A 16,089-nucleotide genomic window follows, 5' to 3' on the forward strand; every position below is an offset into this window, starting at 1 on the left:
CCCTGCGGCGCTTTTTTATTTCAGAAAAATAAAGGCGGTTGCTGTGCAGATAGAATAGCAAGTATAATGTTTTTGTGGAAAAGGCGTATTTGATGAAAACAGATTGGAGAAAACAGATGAAAAAGAAAAAATTAAAGGAAAAAATTCAGATACAAAATACAGAAACTGAAAAAACAGAGGCAACCGTTGTAAAAATAATGAACAAGCAGGCACAGGTTCTGGCAGGAGATAGGCTTGTGACCTGCCTGCTGCCGCAGGCATTGGTTTCAAGGAAAAATGCGCTGGTGGTTGGAGATCGTGTGACAATAAGTCCCGCAGATAACAAAGCGTATAAATTATCAGAAGTAATGCCAAGAGAAACGGCCGTTTTCAGGGGAAGTCGGCGTTCTAAAGGAGAAGTGATACTGATAGCTGCCAATATCCACTATCTTTTGGCTGTTGTGACAGCCGATTATTTCAGACATCAGGCGGGTTATCTGGAGTCAGCCATTATCACGGCCAGGCGGGCTGGAATCAAAATAATTATTTTGATCAGCAGATGGGATCTGGTCGGCGAAAGTGAAAAGGAGCTGCTTGAGAAAAAAATAAGCCTTTACAGGCAAACTGCAGACTTTGTCTTTACAGGATCAGATCAGGCTGAGTTTATGGCGATGACCGCGGAAGTGTCAAACAAAACAGGTGTGGTCGTCGGTGACCGGGCCTGCGGAAAGTCGACCATAATCCATAAAATTTTGAACAGTCTTTCGAAGGAGGAAAAAATACCGGAAAAGCTTCCAGCTACACACAGCAGCCAGATGGAAACCGGCCCTCAGAACACCTGGCTGATCGATACGCCGGGCTTCCGCGATTTTGCGCTGCAGGCAGTTACAGAGGAAGAAAAAAATATTGTGTTTCCGGAAATTGCCCGTCTGACCGATATGTGCAGGTTCAGCAGCTGCACACACACGCACGAGGAAGGCTGTGCTGTGATACAGGCGCTTCGGGAGGGGCGCATTGAAAGAGAGAGGTACGACGCTTATCAAGGCATGGGCGGCAGGACGGCTAAGATGAAGCCGCAGCCAGACTACAGACATACAGCCTGTGCAGAAAGTTTTGTGTGTAAGGTGTGCGGAGCGCCTGTTGCGCCAGAAGGAGCAGGCAGTGGGCACAGGAATCATTGTCCCAGGTGTCTGTCGAGCCTTCATGTTGATAACAGGCCAGGAGACCGCGCCTCCTTGTGCCGCGGTGTCATGGAGCCAGTGGGCGTCTGGGTTCGGAAAAACGGCGAGTGGGCGATCATCCACAGATGCTGACTGTGTGGTACGTTCAGTTCAAATCGTATTGCGGCAGACGACAATCCGGCGCTGCTGCTGTCGATTGCTGTCAAACCACTGACAAGCCCGCCTTTTCCTCTCAATAAGCTTGAGGAAATGCTTGGTAGAAACGGTATGTCTTAAGAACACTCAGAAAGCGTTTCGGCCTGTTGCTTTGGGGTATCTAGAAAGAAAAACGAAAGCAGGTGTCATAATGATGCATCATATAGAAATTTTCGATCCGGATATCCAGTGCTATGCCGGAGAGTGTGAACCTATGGGCAATAAAGAATACATGCGGATTACCACGATGGTAGAGAATCTGAAAATAGCGGGAAAAGACATTATCCGTTATAACCCTATGCAGGAGCCCTCGCTCTATAAGGAAAAACCTGAGCTCAGGCAGCTTATGGATGAAAAGGGTGTAGAAGCCCTGCCGGCAGTGATGCTGGATGGCAAAATCGTCAAGAGTGGTGAGTATCCATCCAATAAAGAGCTTTTGGACTGGTCGGGATTGACACAGGAGGAGCTGGTTAAAACCATCATGCAGAAGAAAATGTCAAATTGTAAATGCGGCAATGATCTGGATTGCTGCTGCTAAATAAAAATTTTTGAGAGGACTGGCAAAGCTTGCCAGTCCTCTTTTCTTAATAAAAAGCTTAATGCTTAAGGCAGGTTTCCATAAAAATTTATACCATGACGGGTTAAAAGGAAAAGCACCAGACTACGTCTTGGGAGAGTATGACCAGTTAAAATCGTTAAAATATAGACAATTTAAGAGGATTAAAAAAGCTTGACAAACGGTTACAGTACAACTATACTAGTCTTAACTGGTCATGACCACTAATGATGACCGAGGGGGGAATTACTTGTGGATAAAATCGAATTAATTGAGAGAAAGGCGTTTAATATCCGAAATGATATTGTAAAAACCATTATAGAGAATGGTGATGGTCATGCCGGACCGTCCCTGTCCTGTACGGACATTTTGGCGACACTGTACTTTGGGGTGATGAAGGTTGATGTTAACAAACCCAAATGGGAAAAAAGAGACCGCCTTATCCTGAGCGCGGGGCATAAATGCCTGGCGCTGTACGCGGCGCTGATTGAAAAGGGATTTGAGAGTGAGCGGGTACTGCATAGCTATAATCATTTAGGGACAATCGTGCCAGGACATCCGGATATGAAGAAGTTTCGGGGTGTGGATTTTAGTTCCGGGGCTCTGGGACATGGGCTGCCAATTGGCTGCGGTATGGCTCTGGACGCAAAGCTTAAAAGCCATGACAACCGAGTGTTTGTGCTCATGGGCGATGGTGAGCAGGGAGAAGGCTCTAACTGGGAAGCGGCAATGTTTGCAGCGCACCATAAGCTTGACAATCTGGTTGCCATTATTGACCGGAACGGCCTGCAGATCAACGGCACAACAAAAGAGGTGCTTAACAGTGCAGATCTTGCGGAAAAATATAAAAGCTTCGGATGGGCAGTAGAGATTGTAGATGGCCACGATGTGGCGGCAATGTTAGAAATTTTTGAACAGACACCCGCTCAGGCCGGTAAACCGACGATGGTGATTGCCAATACCATCAAAAGCAAGGGAATGTCTTTTGCGGAAAACAACGTGAAATATCATCACTGGAATCCGGGAAGAGATTCGGAGGAGGCCAGACAGGCATTGGTAGATTTACACAACTATCAGAAAGCAAAGGGGTGGTCATAATGGCAGAAACAAAATTGAATCCAAGAGATGTCTTCGGCGAAGTGCTTCTGGAAATTGGAAAAACAGACGAACGCGTTATGGCCATATCCTGTGATTCCGGCGCCGGTTCCGGCATGAACTCTTTTAAAGACGCGCTGCCCTTACAGTATTTAGAGGTTGGGATCAGCGAGCAGGACGCCATCGGCATTTGCGCCGGCCTGGCGGAATCCGGCAGAGTGCCGGTGGTATCAGCGATCGCTCCCTTTATCAGCATGCGGTGCTTTGAACAGATCCGAAATGATGTGGGCTACTCTAACATGAACGTAAAGATTATTGGTTCAAGCAGTGGTCTGTCTCATTCTAATTTGGGTTCTACCCACCAGGCGCTGGAGGATATAGCGATTTTAAAAACAGTGCCGAATATGGTGATTTTTAATCCTGGCGATGGCTATGAGGTAGAAATGTCGCTCAGAAAGGCTGTGGCGTGTAAAGGTCCTGTTTATATCCGGATGCCGCGAAACGCCATGGAAATGCCAGTAGATCCGGAAAAGCGCAGCTTTGAAATCGGCAAGGGCGAGAGCCTTCTGGACACCGGTGACGATGTGGTCATTCTGGTTACAGGGACGCTGAGCATTGATGCGCTGGAAGCAGGACAGCGGCTGGCAGAAAAGGGCTATAAGGTCAAGGTGCTGAATTTTACAACCGTTAAACCACTGGATAAAAAGCTGATCCGTAACGCGTATAAAAACTGCCGGCTTATGTGTACGGTAGAGGAGCACATCACCACTGGCGGCTTTGGAAGCAGTGTGCTGGAGCTTCTTTCAGATATGCCGCATCATGCACCAGTACATGTACTGGGCATTGAGGCGGGTTCTACTCAGACAGGGCCGTACCGTGAGCTTTTAGATTACTATGGTTTAAGCGCGGATAAGCTTACAGAGACCATTGAAACTTACATTCATAATTTAGCATAAGGAGAGAGACATGGAGATTAAATGCAGTTTAAACACATTCAAGAAAACAGACGTCACATTCATTGACAGCGAAAAGGCTTATATCAGCAGAGTGGCCGACCGGCCCATCGCTTTTGAGACCTTTCAGGCATTAAAGCCATACGTGAAATCCGTCGGCGTGACCGACGAATTTAAAAAGGTCATCGACACCTTTGATGTGCCAGAGGGAGAAACGCCGGCAGGCTTCCGGATAGAATATAAGCTGGAGGAGGACGGTGCCCTCAGAGCAGATTTGGTAAGAGATATCAGCTATGACAAAAATGGCATGAAACGGCCGACAAATGTCCTGTTTTCAGCAGACAGCGCCAATCCTTACGAAGTAGCGCCTATCAAAAATATTCTCGCAAACCTGACCTGTAACCCTGGGATCATCTATGATCTGTTCATCAATAATCCAAAAGCAAATGTCGGCAACCAGTTTAAAACAAGAGACGAGGTTATGGCAGAAATCGGCAGGATTCTTGGCCCTGGAGCAGATATCAGCGTTGAGCTGAACGACCCCTTCGGCAAATCTGACGCTGAGATTCTGGAAGAAGCCGCCAAATTTAAAGAGATGCTGTCCGAATACCGCGTGGTCATCAAGGTCCCTCACACTGGACCAGTCAGCAAAGAAACCGTTGACCAGCTCCTTACAGGTGACAAGAAATTTTCAATCCCCTGCGACGCACCCGGTACAGCCGAAGCGCTGAGAGGCCACAATATCGCATTAATGCTTCAGGAAAACGGCTATCGGGTTAATTTCACCCTGATGTTTGAGCCCTATCAGACCGCCCTTGCACTGCAGGCAAAGCCCTATTTTATCAACAGCTTTGTCCGCCACCGCTTTATGCAGTCCGAAATTATGAAAAAAGGGCTCGCGGCTTATGAAGCAACACGAGATCCCAGGCACCTTGAGGACATTAAAAAAATGTTTGTCGAAAAAGACTACCTGTGTAAAGGGCAGGAAATGGACCTTTTGAGCGTTAAGCAGGCAGCTGAGGATATGCTGAAGTACCGGCACTTTGACGACCATGAAGGGGCTGACGGACTGGACAGTGTGAGACATAACCTGAGATGGTTTAAAAATACCAATCTGGCCGATTCAAGACTGATTATCTGCAGTATGGAAGGGCCGCTCAATTACCCAGATATCGACAAGCTGCTGGTCGAGGACGAATTCAGCGATCTGGTCAACCGTGTGGTTATTACAGCAGAACCAAACTATCTGGCGCGCTTTACCTCCTGCAACCAGGTAATCAGCTATCAGCGCCGGTTTATGAACGCGGCCAGCGGCGCAAAATAAAATCAGAATAAGAAATGAGGTCATGAAATGAGTTATGTAAACATGGAAAAAATATTGAAGGATGCCAGAAAAGGCGGGTATGCTGTCGGTGCCTTCAACATTGTCAATCAAATGACAGCAAAGGCGGCTGTGGAAGCTGCAGAAGAGCTGAATTGCCCGATCATTCTTCAGACCTCGGTCAAAACCGTCAAGCAATTTGGAATTGAAGAAATGATGCAGTTTTTAAAACCGATTGTGGAAAAGGCAAAGGTAGATGTGGCAGTGCATCTTGACCATTCGACCGATGTGGATTTTACTATTGCCTGTATTGACGGCGGCTGGAGCTCAGTTATGTACGATGGCTCAAAACTGCCGCTGTCGGAAAATATCGCGAATACCAAAAAAATTGTACAAGCCGCCCATACAAAAGATGTTACCGTCGAAGGTGAGCTTGGAGCGATTGTGGGTGTCGAGGATGATATTGTCGTCGATGAAGACCAGAGCGCTCTGGCTAATCCAGAAGACTGTAAGGTGTATCTGGAAGAAACAAAAATTGATGCCTTTGCCCCGGCCATCGGTACAGCCCACGGTGTATATAAAGGCGAGGTTAAAATTGATTACGACCTTTTTGAAAACATCAACAGCTTTTCGCCCTGCCCGCTGGTACTGCATGGCGGTACCGGTCTGAGTACAGGTACCTTTAAACGGCTGATCAGTTTGGGAGCGGCAAAAGTCAATATTTCAACAGCGATCAAGATTGCCTACTGCGGCGGTATGAGAGACTACACAAAGCTGCGTCCCGATGAAAATGATCCGCTGAAGCTGGATGCCTTTGTAAAAGATAAGGTCAAAGAAGTGGTTAGAAATCACATCACATTGTTTAGCTTATTGGAAGATTAGGAAGTGAGCATATGGATTATAAACCAAATTATCTCTGTGACCTGCACAGCCACACCACCCGTTCAGACGGCAACGATACCCCGAAGGAATTTCTGGATACCGCGGCTGAACTGGGGATGAAGGTTGTTGCCATTACAGACCATGACGTACTGCCGCCTGAGAAGATTGAGGTGGGCGGGCTTATGGTCGATGTGGAGCGCTACGCCCAGAAGAAAGGCATGAAGGTTTTAAAGGGAATTGAGTTTTCCTGTGAAACAGAAGTGGAAGATGTGCATCTGGTAGCCTTTGGCTGTGATTACTCAAGCCCTGAAATTTTGGCCATGAACCGGATCATCGTTCAGAGTAAGATTGATTCCTACAGAAGGCTGACCGAGCTGCTGACAGAGAAAGGTTTTCCCATAAGCTGGGAGGAAGTGCTGAATTACAATGATATTCCAAGAAAGCCGGAGGATGTCCAGAAAAAAATTATCTTTAACCTTATGGCTGAGAAGGGATATACCGAAACCTGGAGTGACGCCAAGCTGATGATCCGCAACACTCCGGAATACAGCGTGAAACGTGAAAAGCCAGACCCCCTGGCCATTATTGATATTGTACACCGCGCGGGAGGAATCGTTATATTGGCGCACCCCTATCTCATTGACGAGAGCGTTAAGACAAAAGCTTTGGAATGTTCGAGAGCTGAATATATTGAGCGCCTGATCAAGGGTGGGCTGGATGGTATCGAAGCCTCCTACACCTATGACAAAACAACTTACAATGGCCCGCTGACAAAGGAAGAAATCATAGAACAGGTACGCAGAGATTACACTGACAGGGTCGCGATCATTTCCGGAGGCTCAGACTACCACGCGGACTATAAGAAGTCCAGCAAAAAAGTCCGGAACATTGGCGAATGTGGCATTACACCAGAGTATTTTTACAGCAATGAGCTGCTGTCCAGATTGTAGGTGAACAAATGGGAAAAAATTATGATTTAATTATTTTTGATCTGGACGGGACACTGGTAGACTCCGCGGCTGATATTGTGGCTACCGTCCAATATATTATTGAAAAGTATGGATTTGAACCAAAATCAGACACTTTTATAAGGAGCTGCATTGGCGGAGGCGCGCGCAATGTCCTGCTCAGGAGCCTTGGAGAAAATAAAGAAGCGTTGATTGACAGTGAGATTCTGCCGCTGTTTAAAAGTTATTACGAGGAAAATTGTGCCGTATACACCAGCCTGTATCCCGGCGTTAAGGAAGTGTTGGAGCATTACCAGAAAATGGACAGACCAATGGCTCTGGCGACCTATAAAATCAGAAGCGCTACGGAAAAGATTATGAAAGCCCTGGCGTTCAATCAGTATTTTGACTATCTGGTGACAGCAGATGATGTGAAAAATCCTAAACCTCATCCGGAATGTATTCAGAAAATACTGGCGCACTACCAGATGCAGCCAGAACAGGCAGTGCTGGTGGGGGACACAAAAACAGACTTTATGACAGGACACAACGCAGGGGTAGATGTGTGTGCAGTGACCTATGGATATGGCAGCAGCGATGTGCTGAGAGGTCTGGGACCAGCCTATATGGTGGATGCAATGAGTGAAATAAAGGAACTGCTCCTTTAAAAAGAGAATACAGGAGGAAAGCAATGGTTGATTTATCAAAAATGGATAAGTGGTCATTAGGAAAGTGTTTTGACCATTCGGTATTGCCCAAGGATACAACAGAAGAGGATATCCGCAGAGGCTGTCGGGAAGCAAAGGCTTATAACTGTGCGGCGTTTTATTCGGCATCACCCTATTGGACACCTGTGGTAAAGGAAGAACTTGAAGGAACGGATATTCATATTGCGACAGGCTTGGATTTTCCGTTTGGCGCGTCAACTGTAAAAATGAAGGGACTTGAGACAGAGGAGGCTGTCCGCCTCGGGTGTACGGCGCTGGACATGGTCATGAATATTGGAGCGCTCAAAGATAAGAACTACAAAGAGGTAAAGGCTGGTCTGGACGCTTTTGTAAAAGCAGCGGAAGGAAACCTGACGAAATGTATCATGGACGTTAATTTTTTAACGGACGATGAAATTATTGCAGCATGTAATTTGATTGCCGAAGCGGGGATTGACTACGCGAAAACCTCGACAGGACAGTTTGAAGGGCCGTCAATGGATCAGTTTTTACTCATGAAAAAAACATTAAAGGATTCCAGTATTAAGCTGAAGGTTGCCGGTGTTAAATTTCCGAGACCGCAGAATGCCTACGCATTTTTGCTGGCAGGCGCAGATTTAATCGGGACCCGCGCGGCTGTGGCGATTATAGATGCCTTAGACCAGATGCGCGAGATTGGTATTGTACCGCCGCTGCAAAAGTAAAAGAGTGGATTCAACAGATTATACCAGGAGAAAGAAATGATCGATTTAAAGAAGTTAACCAAGTGGGACGCCGGAAAGCTGTTTGATTATGCCATTCTGCCTAAGGACACCGATGAAGAAGCGATCCGTAAGGGGTGCCGGGAGGCAAAAGCTTATAACTGCGCGGCTTTCTATTCCTCTTCACCCTATTGGACGCCGATTGTCGTAGAAGAATTAGGCGATACGGACGTTAATATTGCGACGGGAATCAGCTTTCCGTTTGGTTCACAGCCCTCGGCTGTAAAAGCCATGGAAACAGAGCTGGCTGTGAAAGCAGGCTGTACATGTCTGGATATGGTAATTAATATAGGCGCTCTGAAAGGTAAAAAATATGATGTTGTCAAACAGGAGCTTGTTGATTTTAAAAATGCGGCTCAGGGACGTATGACAAAAGGAATTTTAGACGTTGCGTTTCTCACCGATGATGAGATAAGGGCCGGGTGCGAGCTGATCAAGGAAGTTGGACTTGATTATGCAAAATCAGCGACAGGGCAGTTTGAGGGGCCTACGATGGAGCAGGTTCTCATTATGAAAGAAACGATTGCAGATTCCAATGTTAAGCTCAAGGTTTCAGGCGTTAAGTTTCCGAGACCACAGAACGCATGGGCCTTTATTATGGCAGGCGCAGAGCTGATCGGAACACGGTCTGCACCGGAAATTATTGATTCGATGGATCAGATGCGTGAAATTGGGTTACTGCCGCCTTATGAAGGATAAGACAGCAGATAAGCCAGGATATAAATTAAAGGATAAGCAGGATAAGGAGTAAAAAATGATTGATTTTTCAAAAATGACAAAAAAAGACGTTGGCAAATGTTTCGACTATTTCATTGGCCCAAAGGACACGACAGAAGCGATTATACGCAAAGAGTGTAAAACAGCCATTGAATACAATGTAAAAGCTTTTTGCTTCTCTTCTTCAATCTGGTCATCTGTGGTTGCGGAAGAATTAAAGGGGACCGATATTTTAGTTGGCGCAGGGATTGGATTCCCGTTTGGGCAGCAGACCAGCGCAGTTAAATGTTTTGAGACAGAAGAAGCTGTAAGAATGGGAGCGACCGTTTTAGATAATGTCATGAATGTTGGTCTGATGAAAGACAAAAAATACGACCAGATTCTTCAGGAATTTAAAGATTATAAAAAAGCGGCAGGACCGGCAATCACAAAAATGATCCTGGAAGTATGCATGCTGACAGATGAAGAAATTCGTATCGGTTGTGAGCTTATTGCAGAAGCGGGACTTGACTGGGCCAAATCATCAACAGGACAGTGGGAAGGCCCAACGATGGAACAGGTACGCATTATGGCCAAGACCCTGGAAGGAAGCGATACAAAGGTAAAGGTATCCGGCGTTAAATTTCCAAGAGCGCAAAACGCTTATTGCTTCTTAATGGGCGGAGCGGAATTGATCGGTACACGCCAGGCACCGCAGATCATTGACTCTTTAGATATGATGCGTGAAATTGGTGTTGTTCCAAAATATGAAGGTTAAATTTAAAATAATAACAAAATAAAGGAGTAAAAAAATGGTTGATTTATCGAAAATGACAAAACGTGACATGGGAAAGCTGATTGATTTTTCTGTTCTGGGCAAAGACTCAACAGAAGAGGACATCCGTAAAGGGTGCCGGACCGCTATTGAGTACAACTGCAAGGCATTCTGTTTTTCATCCTCTTACTGGACCCCGGTCGTTGCTGAGGAATTAAAAGGAACAGATCTGTTGGTCGGGGCAGGGATCGGTTTTCCTTTTGGACAGCAGAGCAGCGCGGTAAAATGTTTTGAAGCAGAAGAAGCCGTTCGTTTGGGAGCAACGGTCTTGGATAACTGTATGAATGTTGGCGATTTAAAAGAAGGAAAATACGATAAGGTCTTGCAGGAATTCAAGGACTATAAAAAAGCAGCGGGACCGGCAATGACCAAGATGATCATTGAAACCTGTATGTTAACCAAAGAAGAAATTGTAACCGCTACCAAGCTGGTGGCTGAAGCAGGCATCGACTGGGTTAAGACCTCGACAGGACAATATGCAGGACCAAGTGTCTCAGACGTTATCTTAATGGTAGAAGCATTGGAAGGTTCTGACACCAAGGTAAAGGTGGCAGGGGTTAAGGCGCCGCGTCCACAGAATGCATTTGCCTTTATTTTAGCCGGAGCAGAATTGATCGGAACTCAGGGCGGCAAAGAAATTTTAGACGGTGTTGATGATTTACGGAAAATTGGATTAATTCCCGCATACCAGGGATAAAGCAAAAAACATACTGCCAAAATCAGAGTTGGGGGACTTTGATCAGAGATTTTGAATAAAAACTAAAACGAAGTTATAGAGGAGAAACAAAATGGGAAAATATTTAGTTGGTATGGATGCCGGAACGACCGGCTGTAAAGTATGCGTTTTTGACCTTGAAGGAAACCTTATTGGGAGCGATTACCGTGAATACCCATGTTACTACCCAAATGAAGGCTGGGTAGAACAAATTCCGGAGGATATGACCCCGGCATTGTTCAAAACATGTAAGGAAGCCATCCGTAAGGCGCAGGTAGACCCAAATGATATCATGGCTGTGGGGCTTTCTTCCCAGGGGTCTGTTATCGGTCTTTTAGATGAAGAAGGCGAACTGATCCGCCCGTTTGTAGGCTGGCAGGATCTCCGAGGCAGCGAGGAAGAAATAAAATGGATTACAGATCAGATTCCAAGAGAAGAATATTACCAGCTGACTGGCGATCCGCTGGGAATGTGCTTTAGTATCGCGAAATTAGTGTGGCTTAAACATCATGAACCGGAAAACTGGAATAAAACAGCCATGTTCTCCACACATCAGGACTATTTTCTCAAGCAGCTTGGCGCAGATGGGTATTATACAGACTTTTCATCTGCAAGCCGCGAGGGTATGATGGATATCAACAATAAATGCTGGTCGAAGCGCATGCATGATATGTTAGGGATTCCGCTGGAAAAAAGAGCTGAGCTGGTAGATGAACCGGGGAAAGTTGTCGGACATATTCCAAAGGATGTCGCAGAATTGACTGGTTTGGCTGAAGGAACACCAATCTGTGTCGGCGCTCATGACCAGAACTGTAATACCTTTGGTTCAGGCGGTGTGGATGATGGAACAGCAGTTGTGGTAATGGGAACCTTCGGCTCATGCTTTATTGTGAGTGATGAACCGATCCGTGATCCAAAGGGAAGACTCGTTGTTAAGGGGAATCATGGCGTTGGTAATTACACCATCGAGGCCTTTTCAAATACGTCCGCCTCAAGTTACCGCTGGTACCGCGATACATTCTGTGACATTGAAAAATTTTCGGCTGAGCTGGTCAAAACAGACCCGTATGAGCTCATCAACGCGCAGATTGCAGACGTACCGCCAGGAGCAAATGGTATAACCTTTTTACCATACCTGCAGGGGGCGTCCGGCTCTAAAATCAATGATAAGGCACGCGGTGTTTTTATCGGAATGTCTCTTGGAACAAAAAAAGCTGATATGGCAAGGGCGGTAATGGAAGGCATCAGCTTTGAGGTATATGATATCATTAACGCAGAGCTGGAAGCTGGGATCAAAATCAACTCAATTCGTTTGACAGGCGGCGCCGCGAAATCTCCGATGTGGTGCCAGATGCTGGCCGACATTTTCAAACTGCCTATCCAGCTGCTGAGCGCAGGAGAAACAGGCTGCTTAGGGGCTGCTCTGTACGCTGGCATCGGCGTTGGCGCTTATGAAAACTGCCGGGATGCAGCTGAAAAAGCGGTTCAACTGACAGAAGTTTTCGAACCTAATCCCGAAAAATTCGCAGCTTATGATAAAGCCTATCAGCGTTTTATCAACGTTTATAACGCCTTGGACAACCGTATATTCTAATAAAAAACATATACGTACTGGCCAGGTTGATACTGGCCAGTATTTTATTTTGGAGGAAAAATGGATACGCAAAACAGCGGTTTTAATATTTATGAAAGGCATGATTTTGACTGTGAATGTGGGAGACATCATAAGATGCCGATTGGAGAGGTCGTTATTGATTCGGGTGCGGCAAGAAAGCTTCCTTATTATGTCAAAGCGCTTGAGCTTGGTAAAAAGGGAATACTCGTAACAGACGAGGTGATTTTTGGGTCCATTGGCAGGGAAATCTACGCATATTGGCAGGAGCAGGGGCTTGAGATTGAATGCTATGTGCTCAAAGGCCATATCCGCCCGGATGAATACACGGTTGGGAATGTTGTCTGCAATACGCCCTTCGACGCTGATTATATCGTATCATTAGGGGGCGGAACAGTGACGGATGTGGTCCGTTATGTGGCAACACGCCTGAAACTGGAATGTGTTTCTATTCCGTCGGCCATGACGATGGATGGTTTTTTTACAAACATGTCCATTATCATTGTCGATGGACTCCAGGTTACATATTACCTTAATTATCCCAGTTTGATTCTGGCCGATTCCGATATTATTGCTAAAGCGCCGAGTGTCATGAACGCTGCCGGTGTGGGCGAGGTGATCTCTAAAATAAGTGCAGGTATGGACTGGTATGCAGGAAAATTGATTAAGGACATTTATTATTGTGACCGGGTAGAAGCGATGATGGGCGAGTGTATCGCCGAAGGGGCCGCAGATGAGACAATAGAGGGGATCGTGCCAGGAGAGAAAAAGGCCATTGAAAATTTAACAGATGCCTTGTATAAAAGTGCGGTGGCGATGGCGTGGTATGATTCATCGCCCTGTGGCTCCGGTGCTGAGCACCAGCTGAACCATTTCTGGATTAAATGCCAGGATGAAAAGGGTGTGCCGCAATCAATGCACGGCCAGGAGGTCGGTGTTGGGGCCGTGATCAACACCATGATTTGGGAAGAAATTATGGCGATCGATTTTGAGCGCTTCGATGTTGAAAAGGCTGTGGAAAAAACCTGGGACAGAGGCGAATGGGAAAAGGAAATCCGAGCGGTTTATGGCGAGGGCGCGGAGAGTATTCTGGAATTACAGGCAGAAAACCATTCCTTTGACAAAGCAGTAAGACGAAATGAAATAGAAAAGATTATTGAGCACCGTGAAGCACTGGCCAAACGTTTTGAAGCGATGCCTTCGTCCGGGGCCCTTATTGAAAAACTAAAAAAAGCAGGCGCTCCATGGCACCCAAAACAGTTGCAGATTGATAAGGATGAGCTGGTAAAGAGCCTGTACTTTGCAAAGGAAACGCGCAGCGGCCGTTACAATGCACTTTGGATGGCTGAAGCCCTTGGTATCATGGAAGATGTTTCGAGTAAAATAATAAAAAAACTGGAGTTCTAAGGCCATTCCGGTTTAAATTGAAGCCATAAGAAAGTTTGCGTTATAACAAAGTGGTTTACGATATTGAAAAAGCGTTTAAGATTATGGTATGATATAGACACACACTTTCAGGAGGATTAAAGATGAATAGTATTGAAAGAAATAATCCAAAGCCACTTTATGTTCAGTTAGAAGAGCTGATACGAAATAATATCGACACCGGCATTTGGAAACCACAAACTGCAATCCCCTCTGAAAGCGAGCTGAGCAAAGAGTATGATCTAAGCCGTATGACCATTCGAACGGCTTGTCAGAATCTGGTTCAGGAGGGTGTACTCTACCGTGTTCCAGGTAAGGGTACCTTTGTATCTGAGCCAAAGATTATGACAGAATCTTTAGCGTATATGGGCTTTCGGGAGCAGCTTGAGCGTATGGGGTACGAAACGACGACAAAACTGTTGGACTCCGCCATTATCCAGGCTTCAGGCAGCGTATCGAGAAAGCTGCGCATTCCCGAGGCTGCGCCGGTTATGCTGATTGAGCGTATGCGCTATCTTAAGGGCAGGCCGATCAGTCTGCATTACTCTTATATCCCGGTACAGTTGTGCGAGGGAATCGAAAAGCATGATCTTGTTGACGAGCAGCTGTGTATTATTCTTGAGAAAGAATATCAGCTGTTACCCACACGCATACAGGAAACGTTAGAATCCGTCAAGGCATCTAAAAAAGAATCCCAGCTTTTCCGCGTGGAAGAAAGCTATCCGCTTCTGATTCTTGAGGATATTCTTTTTGCACAGGACGATACGCCCTACGAGTATTCTAAAGTTGTCTTTCGTGGAGATAAAATCAAATTGAAGTATGAGTTTCATAATTTATAAACGTGGTGAGACCAGCCGCTTCAAGAGCCTTATAAAACCTGGATATTATTACGATAGCAGGTCTTTCAGGCCTGAGCTGCTGGTCTTTTTATTTAAAATATCGTCAACCAACTGATAAGCGCAGGCCATTAAGTTCAGGAGGAAACAAAATGTCAGACGATTGTACAATACGAAAAGATTATGTGGAGTTTTTGAAAGCATTGATTGAAATACCGTCTCTTTCTGGAGAAGAAGGCAAAGCCGCAAAATTTATGCAGAACGCTTTAGAGCAGATTGGCGTCACGCCGCAGGTCGATAAAGCGGGCAATGTCTATGGAGAAATAGCCTGTGGAGACGGGCCGACAGTCTTGCTGAACGGACACCTTGATGTGGTGCCCGAAGGAAATTTGGAGGCGTGGAAGCCTTACAGTCCTTTTAAAGCGGCCGTAGAGGAGGATGTGTTGATCGGTAGGGGCGCCAGTGATTTAAAGGCAGGGCTGGCAGCACAGTTTTTTGCATTTAAGCAGATTAAGCAGGCCCTGGATGCGGGGGCCTCTCTGAAAGGCAAGATTATTTTTTCGGCGGTCGTGCATGAGGAAGCGGCAGAAATGCTGGGAATGCAGTATCTTATTGACCATACCCTTGAAGGTGAAAGCATTGATTTGTGTATTCTGTGTGAGCCGAGCTCAGGAAGGGTGGCGTTGGGACACCGTGGAAAGGTAGAGCTTGTCGTTAAAACAATGGGAAAGACAGCGCATTCCTCCCAGCCAAAGCAGGGAATCAACGCGCTTGAAAAAATGCTGCCTGTTATGCAGTATATTTTCGAGGAGATGCCCGGCACGCTTAAAGCCCATCCGGTTTTGGGCGATAACTCAGTTACAATAACCGACTGTATTGTCCGTCCGGGCGCACAGAGTATTATTCCTGATGAATGTGAAATATCCATTGACCGGCGCTATTCGCCGGATGAAACACTGGAGGACGTGGTGCGTCAGCTTAAGACGGTAATTGAGGGCTTTGCGGAAAAGGATCCGGAATTTAAGGCCGAAGTATATCCGCGGGCTTACTGTGAAAAAACTTACACAGGTTACACCTGTGAAGTGAATAAATATCATCCGCCCTGGGCGACAGACCAGCAGATACCTGTGGTAAAAAAGGCTCTGGACGCATTGGAGAACGCAGGACAAAAGCCAGAATGCTTTTACTGGAAATTTGGTACAGATGGTGGATATACCGCGGGACTGCGTGGGATTCCGACCATTGGATACTCTCATGCTGAAGAGAAATGGGCGCATCAGCCGAAGGAACAGGTCAAAATTTCGCAGATGATGAAAACCATCGAGGGAACAGAGGCAATACTTGCCGCTGTCCTTGATTTAAAAAAGAAATAACAGATTAAAACTCGAAAAAG

General features: G+C 46.1%; 16 protein-coding genes. All 16 read left to right on the plus strand.

Going from position 1 to position 16,089, the window contains the following annotated elements:
• Positions 1-116 precede the first annotated feature (116 nt).
• The gene (gene rsgA, locus DW091_RS20650) at positions 117-1,292 is read left to right on the plus strand and encodes a ribosome small subunit-dependent GTPase A (RefSeq protein ID WP_347561008.1); all 1,176 of its coding nucleotides are present in this window, start codon (positions 117-119) and stop codon (positions 1,290-1,292) included.
• A gap of 214 nt (positions 1,293-1,506) precedes the next feature.
• Positions 1,507-1,893 carry an arsenic metallochaperone ArsD family protein gene (locus DW091_RS01995; RefSeq protein WP_058693477.1) on the plus strand — a complete coding sequence of 129 codons (387 nt, stop codon included), beginning with the start codon at positions 1,507-1,509 and terminating at the stop codon, positions 1,891-1,893.
• Between the two features lie 270 nt (positions 1,894-2,163).
• Positions 2,164-3,009 carry a transketolase gene (locus DW091_RS02000; protein ID WP_118517255.1) on the plus strand — a complete coding sequence of 282 codons (846 nt, stop codon included), beginning with the start codon at positions 2,164-2,166 and terminating at the stop codon, positions 3,007-3,009.
• Positions 3,009-3,962, plus strand: coding sequence for a transketolase C-terminal domain-containing protein (locus DW091_RS02005; protein ID WP_058693479.1), 954 nt, complete (start codon positions 3,009-3,011; stop codon positions 3,960-3,962). Before DW091_RS02000 ends, DW091_RS02005 begins: the two co-directional genes overlap by 1 nt.
• A gap of 10 nt (positions 3,963-3,972) precedes the next feature.
• Positions 3,973-5,283 (plus strand): transaldolase family protein, encoded by a 1,311-nt coding sequence (locus DW091_RS02010; protein WP_058693480.1) that lies wholly within the window; start codon positions 3,973-3,975, stop codon positions 5,281-5,283.
• 27 nt (positions 5,284-5,310) lie between these two features.
• Positions 5,311-6,162, plus strand: coding sequence for a class II fructose-bisphosphate aldolase (locus DW091_RS02015; RefSeq protein WP_058693481.1), 852 nt, complete (start codon positions 5,311-5,313; stop codon positions 6,160-6,162).
• Positions 6,163-6,173: 11 nt separating this feature from the next.
• Entirely contained in the window at positions 6,174-7,112 is a 939-nt protein-coding gene (locus tag DW091_RS02020) for a PHP domain-containing protein (protein ID WP_058693482.1), read from the plus strand.
• 8 nt (positions 7,113-7,120) lie between these two features.
• Positions 7,121-7,777: an HAD-IA family hydrolase gene (locus tag DW091_RS02025; protein ID WP_058693483.1), complete on the plus strand. Its 657-nt coding sequence runs from the start codon at positions 7,121-7,123 to the stop codon at positions 7,775-7,777.
• 23 nt (positions 7,778-7,800) lie between these two features.
• A complete protein-coding gene (gene deoC / locus DW091_RS02030; RefSeq protein ID WP_118517256.1) occupies positions 7,801-8,520 on the plus strand; it encodes a deoxyribose-phosphate aldolase in 720 nt (239 codons plus the stop codon).
• 36 nt (positions 8,521-8,556) lie between these two features.
• A complete protein-coding gene (gene deoC, locus DW091_RS02035) occupies positions 8,557-9,276 on the plus strand; it encodes a deoxyribose-phosphate aldolase (protein ID WP_118517257.1) in 720 nt (239 codons plus the stop codon).
• Between the two features lie 55 nt (positions 9,277-9,331).
• On the plus strand, positions 9,332-10,051 hold the full coding sequence (deoC, locus tag DW091_RS02040) for a deoxyribose-phosphate aldolase (RefSeq protein ID WP_058693486.1): 720 nt from the start codon (positions 9,332-9,334) through the stop codon (positions 10,049-10,051).
• 34 nt (positions 10,052-10,085) lie between these two features.
• A complete protein-coding gene (gene deoC, locus DW091_RS02045; protein WP_074617541.1) occupies positions 10,086-10,805 on the plus strand; it encodes a deoxyribose-phosphate aldolase in 720 nt (239 codons plus the stop codon).
• A 91-nt stretch (positions 10,806-10,896) separates the two neighbouring features.
• Positions 10,897-12,417: an FGGY family carbohydrate kinase gene (locus DW091_RS02050; protein ID WP_118517258.1), complete on the plus strand. Its 1,521-nt coding sequence runs from the start codon at positions 10,897-10,899 to the stop codon at positions 12,415-12,417.
• A gap of 60 nt (positions 12,418-12,477) precedes the next feature.
• Positions 12,478-13,842 carry a sn-glycerol-1-phosphate dehydrogenase gene (locus DW091_RS02055; protein ID WP_118517259.1) on the plus strand — a complete coding sequence of 455 codons (1,365 nt, stop codon included), beginning with the start codon at positions 12,478-12,480 and terminating at the stop codon, positions 13,840-13,842.
• Positions 13,843-13,964: 122 nt separating this feature from the next.
• Positions 13,965-14,699, plus strand: coding sequence for a GntR family transcriptional regulator (locus DW091_RS02060; protein WP_013382171.1), 735 nt, complete (start codon positions 13,965-13,967; stop codon positions 14,697-14,699).
• A gap of 149 nt (positions 14,700-14,848) precedes the next feature.
• Entirely contained in the window at positions 14,849-16,069 is a 1,221-nt protein-coding gene (locus DW091_RS02065; RefSeq protein WP_118517260.1) for a M20/M25/M40 family metallo-hydrolase, read from the plus strand.
• Positions 16,070-16,089: the final 20 nt, after the last annotated feature.

This window comes from Eubacterium sp. AM05-23 (genome assembly GCF_003477535.1).
GTDB classification, from domain to species: domain Bacteria; phylum Bacillota; class Clostridia; order Eubacteriales; family Eubacteriaceae; genus Eubacterium; species Eubacterium maltosivorans.